Raw genomic sequence first — 12,055 nt, 5'->3', positions numbered from 1 at the left:
TCAACTGTTCACGCGCGCTGCCGATGAAATAAGGGCACAATGCCACTATTGATCTGCCGGGTTGGAGATTACCCTTGTTTCGTCTTGATGCTGTACGCGTAAGCCACTTCCTGCCTTCGCTGTTTCTGTTGCTGGCAGGCCTTGCGGCGGCTTACGTAAGAGACCTCAGTGTCTTTTTCACGTCGCTGTTCAATGTGCTGCCTACATTGGTCCTGCTATTGGGCGGTGCCTACTGCGCCGTTTATCGCCGCCAGCGCGAGCTGTTTCTGATGGTCACGGTGTACATCGCCTACTATCTGCTCGACACCCAGACCGACTTCTACCGTGACAACGGCCACGTGCGCGCGGATGCCGCGGTGATCTTCCACCTGGTGTGCCTGCTGCTACCAGCCCTGTTCGCGCTGTATGGCGCCTGGCAGGAGCGCACCCACCTGCTGCAGGACCTGGTCGCGCGCTTCGCCGTGCTGTTTGCCGTTGCCAGTGTTGCTGTGGCCCTCGAGCAAAGCTACCCCGATACGCTGCTGACGTGGCTGGCGGAGATTCGCTGGCCGTCATTGCATGGCCAGTGGATGAGCCTGATCCAGATGGCCTACCCGTTGTTCCTCGCGGTTTTCATCCTGCTGGTGGTGCAGTACCTGCGCGAGCCCAGGCCCTTGCACGCGGCACAGGTGATTGGCCTGATCGGCTTCTTCTGGATGCTGCCGCAAACGTTCATCCTGCCCTTTACCCTGAACGTCATGTGCAGCCAGGTGATGTTGATGATCGCCGCTGCCGTCGCGCACGAGGCTTATCAGATGGCCTTTCGCGATGAGCTTACCGGCCTGCCGGGGCGCCGCGCCTTGAATGAGCGCATGCAACGGCTGGGGCGCAACTATGTGATCGCCATGACCGATGTCGACCACTTCAAGAAATTCAACGATACCCACGGCCACGATGTCGGCGACCAGGTGCTACGGCTGGTCGCCAGCCGGTTGTCCAAGGTCACCGGCGGCGGTAGGGCCTATCGCTATGGCGGCGAGGAATTTGCCTTGGTGTTCGCGGGCAAGACGGCAGAAGAGTGTGTGCCGCACGTGCAAGCCGTGCGCGAGATGATTGCCAACTACGCCATGCAACTGCGTGACCCGAACAGCCGCCCGCAGGACGATTCGGCAGGGCGACAGCGCCGCGGTGGCAGCGGCGCCGGTACGGTTTCGGTGACCATCAGCATCGGCGTTGCCGAGCGCCAGGCCGATCACCGCAACCCGGAGGCCGTGCTCAAGTCCGCCGATCAGGCGCTGTATAGCGCCAAAGAGGCGGGGCGCAATTGTGTCATGGTGCATGGGCAACAATCGCAACGTGGGGCGGTACGAATGGCGTGACCAGATTAGACCGTGCGGTCAAGTGATGACCCTATGTCTCGTAAAAGTTGTTCGGTTACACTGCCAGCAACCCAGTGTCGCGGTTCTCCGAGACCGCCCCGACCCTACTAGCGAGAGGTTGTCATGGCCGACTATAAAGCGCCCCTGCGCGACATGCGCTTCGTTCTGAATGAAGTCTTCAACGTGGCCGAGCAATGGGCACAGTTGCCCGCGCTGGCCGACGTGGTCGATGCCGAAACCGCCCTGGCCGTGCTGGAAGAAGCCGGCAAGGTCACCGCGCGGACCATCGCCCCGCTCAGCCGCGCCGCCGACGAAGAGGGCTGCCGCTGGGACAACGGTGCGGTGAGCACGCCCGCTGGCTTCATCGACGCTTACAACACTTATGCCGAAGGCGGCTGGGTGGGCGTGGGCGGTGACCCGCTGTTCGGCGGCATGGGTATGCCCAAGGTCATCTCGGCCCAGGTCGAGGAGATGGTCAACGCGTCGAGCCTGGCCTTCGGTCTGTACCCGATGCTGACCGCCGGCGCCTGCCTGTCGATCAATGCCCACGCCAGTGAAGCACTCAAGGCAGCGTACCTGCCCAACATGTACGCTGGCGTCTGGGCGGGCTCCATGTGCCTGACCGAGCCCCATGCCGGTACCGACCTCGGCATCATCCGCACCAGGGCGGAGCCCCAGGCCGATGGCAGCTACAAGGTCAGTGGCACCAAGATCTTCATCACCGGTGGCGAGCATGACCTGACCGAGAACATCATCCACCTGGTGCTGGCCAAGCTGCCGGACGCCCCGGCCGGGCCCAAAGGCATTTCGTTGTTCCTGGTGCCCAAATTCCTGGTCAACCAGGACGGCAGCCTGGGCGCGCGCAACCCCGCCACCTGTGGCTCGATCGAACACAAGATGGGTATCCAGGCATCAGCCACCTGCGTGATGAACTTCGACGAAGCGGTTGGTTACATCGTCGGTGAGCCGAACAAGGGTTTGGCGGCCATGTTCACCATGATGAACTATGAGCGCCTGGGTGTAGGCATCCAGGGCCTGGCATCGGCCGAGCGTTCCTACCAGAACGCCGTGGAATACGCCCGTGACCGCCTGCAGAGCCGCGCCCCGACCGGCCCGCAAGCCAAGGACAAGGCCGCCGACCCGATCATCGTCCACCCGGATGTACGGCGCATGCTGCTGACCATGAAGGCCTTGATCGAAGGCGGGCGCGCCTTCTCCAGCTACGTGGCGATGCAGCTCGACAGTGCCAAATACAGCGAAGACCCGACCACCCGCAAGCGCAGTGAAGAACTGGTGGCGCTGTTGACCCCGGTTGCCAAGGCCTTCCTCACCGACCTTGGCCTTGAGTGCACCGTGCATGGCCAGCAGGTATTCGGCGGGCATGGCTACATCAGGGAGTGGGGGCAGGAGCAATTGGTGCGTGATGTGCGGATTACGCAGATCTACGAAGGCACCAACGGCATCCAGGCCCTCGACCTGATGGGGCGCAAGGTGGTGGCCAGTGGGGGGGCGTACTACAAGCTGTTCTCGGACGAGATACGCCGGTTTGTCGCCGGTGCCGACAGTGAACTGGATGAGTTTGCCAAACCCTTGGGTGCTTACCTTGACCAGCTGGACGGGCTGACCGAGTGGGTGCTGGAGCAGGCCAAGGGTAACCCCAACGAGATTGGCGCCGCGTCGGTCGAGTACCTGCAGGCGTTTGGTTACGTCGCCTATGGCTACATGTGGGCGTTGATGGCGCGGGCGGCCAAGGCTGGCGAGGGGGATGAAGCCTTCTACTCCGGCAAGCTGGGGACGGCGCGGTTCTACTTTGCGCGTCTGTTGCCGCGGGTGCAGTCGTTGGTGGCCTCGGTCAAGGCGGGGAGCGAGGCGCTGTATCTGCTGGGGGCTGAGCAGTTCTGATCTGCTAATGCTGGGGGGCGAAGCGCCCCCAATCCCCAGTATGACTAGCAATGAATCCTCTTTGTAAGCTTTTTCCTACACTGCGTGGTGACTTTTCACCACTGTTCTCAGATTGGATCCACGGGTAATCTTTAACACATGGACGTTGCGCAGGAAGCGCAAAGGACAGATCAAGGAAGACGACGAAGGACTTCCTGCCAGGATGGCGGGGCGATACGGATGTCACAGGGAAACAGTCTGGGAAACCCCGCTTCGGCGGGGTTTTCTTTGTGCGCGTGTTTTGCAGCCGAGCACATCCTTTCAGCCGAGTACATCCAGCGGCGAGCCCCCCAGCTGGCGCGCGTCTGTCTCTTCTTCCAGCAAAGTACGCAGCAGCTCGACCGATGCCTGCTGGCGCTGTGCATCGCGGAACACCAGGCCAACCTTGAGCGGTACCCGCGGCTCGCTCAATGGCTTCCACAGCAGGCCTTGGTCATCCTCGGCCGCATCCTTGGCCCGGCCAGGCAGGATGGTGGCCAGCGCCGTGTGCGCCAGGCTGTCGAGAATCCCGGCCATGTTGTTCATCTCTGCCTGCACCTGCGGCCGACGCCCCTGGCTGGCCAGCTGCGCCTGCCAGATCTGGCGAATCTGAAACTCCTCGCCCAGCATCAGCATGGGTAACTCGGCGGCCTGGCGGATCGATACCTTCTTGAAATCCTTCAAGGGGTGGGTATCGGGGATGACAAGCTGCAGTTCATCTTCGTACAGCAGCAGGCCATGCAGCCCAGGTTGGCGCGGCGGCAGGTAGCTGATGCCAATGTCCAGGCTGCCATTGAGCAAGCGCCGTTCGATTTCCAGCCCCGACAGCTCGTAGATCTGCACCACAAGGTGCGGCTGTGCCTTGCGCAAGCGTTCGAGCAGCTGCGGCACCAGGCTTGGCCGCACGGTCTGCAGCACGCCGATGGCCAAGGTGCGCAGGGACTGGCCCTTGAAATTGCGCATGGCCTCATGGGCCCGTTGCAGGCCATCGAGCAACGGCAGGGCATGGTTGTACAGCGTGTGTGCGGCCAGGGTCGGCAGCAGGCGCTTGTTGCTGCGCTCGAACAGGTTCAGGTCGAGGCTGTGTTCCAGTTGGCGTATCTGTTGGGAAAGCGCTGGCTGGGACAGTGACAGACGCTCGGCGGCGCGGCCTACGTGGCCTTCTTCGTACACCGCGACGAAATAACGCAGTTGGCGGAAATCCATAAGTAACACTTATCGAAAATACTGGAAAAACGAAATGGTCGAAAACCTTCACGAAGCCTAGTCTATCGCTGTATTCCAGTGGGTTACAGCGGCCATTGAGCTGATTGTTACCCCAGATGAAAAACACTTTTGATAGGCAAGGCTAAATATCAAGTGCCGGCATTCAGACCGCACATAGCCGCCCTTTACCGTGATTGGTTGGAGCCCTGATGAACCTGTTCAACCTGCGCCGGTCGGCAGCCGCCGCTGTCGTCGAGCCCAAGTGTGCGCCGGTGACCGTGGCGGATGCGCCGCAGTTGTCCCGCGAGCGCCTGATGCCGAGCACCGAACGCGCGCCGCAGATGTTCGTGCGGGGTCAGGGTTCGTGGTTGTGGGACAGTGAAGGGCATGCCTACCTGGATTTCACCCAGGGTGGTGCGGTAAACAGCCTTGGCCACAGCCCCAGCGTGCTGGTCAAGGCACTGGGTAGCCAGGCCCAGGCACTGATCAACCCAGGTTCCGGTTACCACAGCCGCGCGCTGCTGGCACTGGTCGAGCGCCTGTGCCAGAGCACGGGCAGCGACCAGGCCTACCTGCTCAACAGCGGCGCCGAAGCCTGCGAAGGGGCGATCAAGCTTGCGCGTAAATGGGGCCAGCTGCACCGCAACGGCGCCTATCACATCATCACCGCCAGCCAGGCCTGCCATGGCCGCAGCCTGGGCGCGTTGTCGGCCTCCGACCCACTGCCGTGCAATCGTTGCGAGCCGGGCCTGCCGGGTTTCAGCAAGGTGCCGTTCAATGACCTGGCGGCGCTGCATGCAGCAGTGGATTCGCGCACCGTGGCGATCATGCTCGAACCGATCCAGGGCGAGGCAGGGGTTATTCCGGCCACGCAGGCGTACCTGAAGGGCGTCGAAACACTGTGCCGCGAGCTGGGCATCCTGTTGATCCTCGATGAGGTACAGACCGGCATCGGCCGTTGTGGCGCCCTGCTCGCCGAGCAGAGCTACGGCGTGCGGGCCGACATCATCACCCTGGGCAAGGGCCTGGGTGGTGGTGTGCCGCTGGCGGCCTTGCTGGCGCGTGGTAGTGCTTGCTGCGCCGAGCCGGGTGAGCTGGAAGGCAGCCACCATGGCAACGCGCTGGTGAGCGCTGCGGGCCTGGCAGTGCTCGATACCGTGCTGGAGGCTGGCTTCTTCGAGCATGTACAGGACAGCGGTCGCCACCTGCGCGAAGGCCTTTGCCGCTTGGCGGGGCGATATGGCCAGGGCGTGGTGCGTGGCCAAGGCCTGCTGTGGGCCTTGCAACTGCAGGAGCGCGTCGCCCAGGACTTGGTCAAGGCTGCCCTGCATGAAGGCCTGCTGCTCAATGCCCCGCAGGCCGATGTGGTGCGCTTCTCGCCCGCGCTGACCGTGAGCAAGGGCAACATCGACGAAATGCTCCTGCGCCTGGCCCGCGCCTTTGCCCGTCTGCATGCACAGCAGCAGGCCCGCCGGGAAATGCCGGCGTAACCGAATTCAACGAACCGTCTGGCGTTTCTGCGCATCGCCCTTGGCCTGTTTCATTTGGCCAGGGGCGTTTTTTTTTGCCCGGTATTGCGGGGGTGTGGAACCTCTACGAAGCGCGGCTAGTCTTTGTTGAGACCCTTCAGGAGAGACTCGCATGGACTTCATTCGTATCATCATCGCCATCCTGCTGCCGCCACTTGGGGTGTTTCTGCAGGTGGGCTTTGGCGGGGCATTCTGGCTGAATATTCTGCTGACCCTGCTGGGGTACATTCCGGGGATCGTGCATGCGGTGTATATCATCGCCAAGCGTTGAGCGCATTGGGGCCGCGTTGCGGCCCTTTTCGCGACGAAAGGCCAGATTCAGTGAGGGACCTGGCCTAACACTCGGCAATAGAACTTCCACTCCTCTTCCAGCGCATGCGCCAGGTTCCCTGCCTGGCGGAACCCGTGTCGCTCCCCCGCATAAAAGTGCCCTTCGGCTTCTATGCCATTTGCCTTCAGTGCATCGAGCATCAGGCGCGTCTGCTCCGGTACCACCACAGCATCCAGTTCACCCTGGAAGAAGATTACCGGTACCTTGATCTGCGCGGCATGCAGCAGTGGGGTGCGTGCGTGGTAGCGCTCGGCATCTTGCAGCGGGTCACCGATCAACCAGTCCAGGTAATCCCCTTCGAACTTGTGCGTGGCGCGGCTCAGGGCAATGGGGTCACTGACCCCGTAGAGGCTTGCCCCGGCTCGGAACACGTTGTGGAACGCCAGGGCGCACAGCGTGGTGTAACCGCCCGCGCTGCCACCGCGGATGAAGGCCTTGTGCGGGTCGATCAGCCCCAGCCCGGCCAGGTGCGTGACCGCAGCGCAGGCATCCTCGACATCTCGCTCGCCCCAGTGCAGGTGCAGTGCTTGGCGATAGTCCCGGCCATAGCCGGTACTGCCCCGGTAATTCAGGTCGGCGACGGCGAAGCCGCGCTGGGTCCAGTACTGGATGCGGGGGTCGAGCGCCGGGTAGCAGGCCGACGTCGGCCCACCATGGATAAACACCACCAGGGTCGCGGGCGCCTTGGCGTGCATGGCCGGGTAGAAGAAGCCATGGGCGATGCCGTTGCCACTGGTGTAGCGAATGGACTGCGGCATGCTGATGGCTTCGGCGGGCAGTACCTCGGCACCCCCTGCCAGCACGCGTACCTCGTGATTGCTGCGGTCGATGGCAATGACTGCCGCCGGGCTGACGGGGGATGCGGCGATGGCATAGAGGTGCCCGTCATCCATGGCCAGGCCGCGAAAGCGCGTGTAGGCGCTGGCGAAACGTTCTACCGGTTGCTCTGCGTTGCGCAGCCCCAACTGCCCAAAACCGCCCTCGAACCAACTGGCCACATAGCTTTGCGGCCCCAGGGCCAGCCAACTGCTGGCGCCAAGTTGCCAGGGCGCCGAGGCATGGTCGGCGGGTTCGGCGGGCAGGGCCTGCCAGTGCCCGTCGACTTCCCCCCAGGGCTGCCAGAAACCGTCGCGATCAGACAGGCAATACAAGCGGCCTTGCGCGTCGAAGCGCGGTTGTTGCAGAGACTCGTCCAGGCCTGCCACGCAATGCGCAGGCCCCCATGCGCCGCTGCTGTCGCGTTGGCGAAGTAGCAGGCGCGTGTGTGTCCAGGGTTGTGCCGGGCGGTCCCATTCGACCCACGCCAGGCGCTGCCCGTCACTGCTCACGGTGGGTGATGCATAGAAGTCGGCGCCTTCAGCCAGCACCTCGCGCGAGCCTTCGCGCAGGGCAATCAGGCGATGCTCCACGGTTTGCCCATGGTGCTCTTCGACCGCCAGCACCTGGCCGTCGTGCCAGTGCACATCGCCGTAGCGGCACTGCTGGTCGTCGGTAAGCCGCTTGGGTGCGGCGCCGTCCAGCGTCTGGGTGTAGAGCTGCTGATCTTTTTCGTTGACGAAGACCAGCCCTTCACCGCCGAGGCAAAAGCTGCCCCCGCCATATTCGTAAACCCGGCTGCGCACGCTGAAACCATCCGGCGTCAGGCACTGGGCCTGGTGCTGATGCCAGTGCCAGATTCGGCAGGCACCGTCGGCCGGGCGGAACTCGTTCCAGAACAACCCGGTGGGGCCGACCTTGAGCTCGGCGAAGTCGGTACCAGCGGCGACGGCCTGGGCTGCGCTGAATTCAGCCGCGGGCGATGACACGGGAGTTTCGATCATTGCGGAAGGTCATCTCTTCAATGGCGAGTTGGGCGGTTTCAGCCTCCTCGCGGGCCTTGAGGATGATGCCGTGATCCGCCGATTTTGCGCACACCGGGTCGGCGTTGCTGGCATCGCCGGTGAGCATGAAGGCCTGGCAACGGCAGCCGCCGAAGTCCTTTTCCTTCTCGTCGCAGGAGCGGCAGGGCTCAGGCATCCATTGGTAACCGCGAAAGCGGTTGAAACCGAACGAGTCATACCAGATGTGGTGCAGGTCGTGGTCACGCACGTTGGGGAACTGCACCGGCAGTTGGCGGGCGCCGTGGCAGGGCAGGGCGGTACCGTCCGGGGTGATGGTGAGGAACAGGTTGCCCCAGCCATTCATGCAGGCCTTGGGGCGCTCTTCGTAGTAGTCCGGGGTGACGAAGATCAGCTTGCACGGGTTGCCTTCGGCCTTGAGCTTGTCACGGTATTCATTGGTGATGCGTTCGGCCCGCTGCAGCTGTGCGCGGGTCGGCAGCAGCCCCAGGCGGTTAAGGTGCGCCCAGCCATAGAACTGGCAAGTGGCAAGCTCGACGAAGTCGGCCTCGAGCGCGATGCACAGCTCGATGATGCGGTCGATCTTGTCGATGTTGTGCCGATGGGTAACGAAGTTGAGCACCATCGGGTAGCCGTGGGCTTTTACGGCACGGGCCATCTCCAGCTTCTGCGCGAAGGCCTTCTTCGAGCCGGCCAGCAGGTTGTTGACCTGCTCGTCGCTGGCCTGGAAGCTGATCTGGATGTGGTCCAGGCCGGCGGTCTTGAACTCGGCGATGCGCGCTTCGGTGAGGCCAATGCCCGAGGTGATCAGGTTGGTGTAGTAGCCCAGCCGGCGCGCCTCGCCGATCAGCGCGGCGAGGTCCTGGCGCACCAGCGGTTCGCCACCCGAAAAGCCGATCTGCGCGGCGCCCATTTCGCGCGCCTCGGCCATCACCTTGAACCACTGCGCGGTGCTCAGCTCCTGGCCCTGAGCTGCGAAGTCCAGCGGGTTGGAGCAGTACGGGCATTGCAGCGGGCAGCGGTAGGTCAGCTCGGCCAGCAACCACAGCGGCAGGCCGACCTCGGGCGTGGCCGGCAGGTCAGGCGAGGACGATCCAGTGTTCGCCACGGGCCACCTCCATGAACTGCTCGATGTCGTCGGCCACTTCCGGGACATCCGGGAACTGCTGTGCCAGTTCGGCAATGATCGCCGCGACGTCGCGTTGGCCGTCGATCAGGCCGCCGATCAACGCTGCGCTGTCGTTGAGCTTGATCATGCCCTCGGGGTACAGCAGCACATGGCCTTTCTGGGCCGGCTCGTACTGGAAGCGGTAGCCGGGGCGCCAGTTCGGCACCTGCTTGCGATCGAAACTCATAGGGCGATCCCCTTGTGCCAGACCCGTTCCTGGGTGACCGAATGATAAGGCGGGCGGTTCAGCTCATAGGCCATGCTCATGGCATCGAGCATGCTCCAGAGGATATCCAGCTTGAACTGCAGGATCTCCAGCATACGCTCCTGGCCCGCGCGGGTGGTGTAGTGCTGCAAGGTAATCGCCAGCCCGTGCTCGACATCACGCCGGGCCTGGCCCAGGCGGGTGCGGAAGTATTCGTAGCCGGCCGGGTCGATCCAGGGGTAGTGCTGGGGCCAGCTGTCCAGGCGCGACTGGTGGATCTGCGGGGCGAACAATTCGGTCAGCGAGCTGCTGGCCGCCTCTTGCCAGCTGGCGCGGCGGGCAAAGTTGACGTAGGCGTCTACGGCAAAGCGCACGCCGGGCAGCACCAGCTCCTGTGAACGCAGTTGCTCAGGGTCCAGGCCAACGGCCTGGCCAAGGCGCAGCCAGGCTTCGATACCCCCGTCTTCGCCAGGGGCGCCATCGTGGTCGAGCAGGCGCTGGATCCACTCGCGGCGCACTTCGCGGTCCGGGCAGTTGGCCAGGATCGCGGCATCCTTCATGGGGATGTTGACCTGGTAGTAGAAGCGGTTGGCTACCCAGCCCTGGATTTGCTCGCGGGTGGCGCGGCCCTGGTACATCGCCACGTGATAGGGGTGATGAATGTGGTAGTAGGCGCCTTTGGCGCGCAGGGCCTGCTCGAACTCGGCAGGGGACATCGGCAATGGGTCGCTCATCAGGCCTCCTTACAACGCGATGCTCATGCCATCGAAGGCGACTTCAACGCCCCGACGCTGGACCTCGGCCCGTTCAGGCGAGTCTTCATCGAGAATCGGGTTGGTGTTGTTGATGTGGATAAGTACCTTGCGCTGGCGCGGGAAGCCATCGAGCACTTCGAGCATGCCGCCTGGCCCGTTCTGCGCCAGGTGGCCCATCTCGCGGCCGGTGCGGGTGCCGACGCCACGGCGCTGCATTTCATCGTCTTCCCACAAGGTGCCGTCGACCAGCAGGCAGTCGGCGCCGTGCATCATCGCCAGCAGCTTGTCGTCGACCTGGCCAAGGCCTGGGGCGTAGAACAGCTTGCCGCCGGTGCGGGTGTCTTCGACCAGCAGGCCCAGGTTGTCGCCCGGGTGGGGGTCGAAGCGGTGCGGTGAATAGGGCGGCGCGGCGCTGCGCAGGGGGAAGGGGGTGAACCGGAGGTTGGGGCAGGCGTCGATGACGAAGCTGCCTTCCAGCTCGATGCGGTTCCACTGCAGGCCGCCGTTCCAGTGGCTGAGCATGTTGAACAGCGGGAAGCCGGTGGTCAGGTCCTGGTGGACCATGTCGGTGCACCAGACCTGATGCGGGCAGCCTTCGCGCAGGCTGAGCAGGCCGGTGGTGTGGTCGATCTGGCTGTCGAGCAAGACGATGGCATTGATGCCGGTATCGCGCAGGGCGCGGGCCGGTTGCATCGGCGCAAAGGCCTGAAGCTGGGCGCGGATATCGGGCGAGGCGTTGCACAGCACCCAGTGCTCGCCGTCGTCGGACAGCGCGATGGACGACTGGGTGCGCGCCGTGGCACGCAGGCTGCCGTCGCGATAGCCCTTGCAGTTGACGCAGTTGCAGTTCCACTGGGGGAAGCCGCCGCCGGCGGCGGAACCGAGAATCTGGATGTACATGGCCACTCTCTACCGGAAAACCGTATCCGAAAAACACAAACGCCCCGGCGGGCCGAGGCGTCGAACCGTAAGCAGGGCTTAGCGGTTGGCGAAGTACATGGTGACTTCGAAGCCGATACGCAGATCAGTGTATGCAGGTTTGGTCCACATGGGATGACTCCTTCCGAACGGGTTGGGTTGGTCAGCTACTTGTTGGGTACCGCCGGGCGCCGGAGGTTCCCTTGACTGAGATTGCGCTATCTTACAAGAAAAATTTGTACTGAAAGGTTAATTATTGGAAAAGCGCCCTTGCAGTTCACGTAACAATACTGCTTTGCTCTTCACCAGGCTGGGCCTGGTGCAGCCGCATTGGCCAGGCAGAGCCAGGGGGCGCGGGGGGCAAGAAGGCTGCCTAGCAGCACGTCCAGATCGGCCTGTTGCGTCATCAGGATAGACCGGTGCAGGTGATTCAGCCTGTCGGATTGTATCGCCATGTGTGCCTGCCATGCCCATTCGGCTACCTCGGCATTGGCCATGGCGGGTTCGACGAACTGCTCGGCCAAGGCTTGCCGGGCGGTGCAGTCCAGTGTCACGCCCTGGCTTAGCAACGCATGCAGGTGAGCGAGTATTTCGGTATGGCTTGCATGGGGCGACTGAACGCCGAACAGCAGGCCATTGCAGCCTTCTATCTGACGGAAGGCGCTGAAAACGGCGTAGCCCAGTTGCAGTTCCACCCGCAGCCGTTGGTACACCGGCCCTTGCAACAGCTGGGCGAGCAGGCGGCCGCTGGCTTGCTGGTTGGCCGCCACCGGGCAGAACAGCAGCAGGGCGTTTTCGCTGCCGGCGAGCGCAGCATCAACCCAGAG

Annotated in this window: 12 protein-coding genes; 4 read left to right on the top strand and 8 right to left on the bottom strand. The window is 63.4% G+C overall.

The annotated features are described in order from the left end of the window. The first annotated feature begins 74 nt into the window (after window positions 1-74). Window positions 75-1,358: a GGDEF domain-containing protein gene (locus NP534_RS22365; RefSeq protein ID WP_274100145.1), complete on the top strand. Its 1,284-nt coding sequence runs from the start codon at window positions 75-77 to the stop codon at window positions 1,356-1,358. A gap of 123 nt (window positions 1,359-1,481) precedes the next feature. Then, window positions 1,482-3,260 carry an acyl-CoA dehydrogenase C-terminal domain-containing protein gene (locus NP534_RS22360; RefSeq protein WP_274100144.1) on the top strand — a complete coding sequence of 593 codons (1,779 nt, stop codon included), beginning with the start codon at window positions 1,482-1,484 and terminating at the stop codon, window positions 3,258-3,260. Window positions 3,261-3,560: 300 nt separating this feature from the next. Here the strand turns inward: NP534_RS22360 and NP534_RS22355 are convergent, their stop codons facing one another. Then, window positions 3,561-4,484 (bottom strand): LysR family transcriptional regulator, encoded by a 924-nt coding sequence (locus tag NP534_RS22355; RefSeq protein ID WP_274100143.1) that lies wholly within the window; start codon window positions 4,482-4,484, stop codon window positions 3,561-3,563. 209 nt (window positions 4,485-4,693) lie between these two features. On the opposite strand from NP534_RS22355, the gene NP534_RS22350 reads away from it, so the two are divergent. Both NP534_RS22350 and NP534_RS22345 read left to right on the top strand, forming a co-directional pair. Next, window positions 4,694-5,974: an aspartate aminotransferase family protein gene (locus NP534_RS22350; protein WP_274100142.1), complete on the top strand. Its 1,281-nt coding sequence runs from the start codon at window positions 4,694-4,696 to the stop codon at window positions 5,972-5,974. A 151-nt stretch (window positions 5,975-6,125) separates the two neighbouring features. Next, window positions 6,126-6,284, top strand: a complete 159-nt coding sequence (locus tag NP534_RS22345) for a YqaE/Pmp3 family membrane protein (protein ID WP_003177654.1) — start codon at window positions 6,126-6,128, stop codon at window positions 6,282-6,284. 47 nt (window positions 6,285-6,331) lie between these two features. Here the strand turns inward: NP534_RS22345 and NP534_RS22340 are convergent, their stop codons facing one another. From NP534_RS22340 to NP534_RS22310, 7 genes are all read right to left on the bottom strand, one after another. Continuing rightward, window positions 6,332-8,164, bottom strand: a complete 1,833-nt coding sequence (locus NP534_RS22340; protein WP_274100141.1) for a S9 family peptidase — start codon at window positions 8,162-8,164, stop codon at window positions 6,332-6,334. Next, the gene (pqqE, locus tag NP534_RS22335; protein ID WP_033703079.1) at window positions 8,130-9,290 is read right to left on the bottom strand and encodes a pyrroloquinoline quinone biosynthesis protein PqqE; all 1,161 of its coding nucleotides are present in this window, start codon (window positions 9,288-9,290) and stop codon (window positions 8,130-8,132) included. Before pqqE ends, NP534_RS22340 begins: the two co-directional genes overlap by 35 nt. After that, window positions 9,262-9,537, bottom strand: coding sequence for a pyrroloquinoline quinone biosynthesis peptide chaperone PqqD (gene pqqD / locus NP534_RS22330; RefSeq protein WP_274100140.1), 276 nt, complete (start codon window positions 9,535-9,537; stop codon window positions 9,262-9,264). Before pqqD ends, pqqE begins: the two co-directional genes overlap by 29 nt. Next, entirely contained in the window at window positions 9,534-10,289 is a 756-nt protein-coding gene (pqqC, locus tag NP534_RS22325; RefSeq protein WP_047583697.1) for a pyrroloquinoline-quinone synthase PqqC, read from the bottom strand. The genes pqqD and pqqC overlap by 4 nt, the downstream gene beginning before the upstream one ends. Window positions 10,290-10,298: 9 nt before the next feature. After that, complete coding sequence (pqqB, locus tag NP534_RS22320) at window positions 10,299-11,210, bottom strand: pyrroloquinoline quinone biosynthesis protein PqqB (protein WP_033703075.1); 912 nt, start codon at window positions 11,208-11,210, stop codon at window positions 10,299-10,301. 78 nt (window positions 11,211-11,288) lie between these two features. Further along, the gene (gene pqqA, locus NP534_RS22315; RefSeq protein WP_003243383.1) at window positions 11,289-11,360 is read right to left on the bottom strand and encodes a pyrroloquinoline quinone precursor peptide PqqA; all 72 of its coding nucleotides are present in this window, start codon (window positions 11,358-11,360) and stop codon (window positions 11,289-11,291) included. 170 nt (window positions 11,361-11,530) lie between these two features. Further along, window positions 11,531-12,055 (bottom strand): insulinase family protein (locus tag NP534_RS22310; protein ID WP_337994331.1); only part of this gene is annotated, 525 nt, incomplete at its 5' end.

The sequence above is a fragment of the Pseudomonas sp. 39004 genome (assembly GCF_028682155.1).
GTDB classification, from domain to species: Bacteria; Pseudomonadota; Gammaproteobacteria; order Pseudomonadales; family Pseudomonadaceae; genus Aquipseudomonas; species Aquipseudomonas capeferrum.
This window is presented reverse-complemented; position numbering and strand designations above follow the sequence as displayed.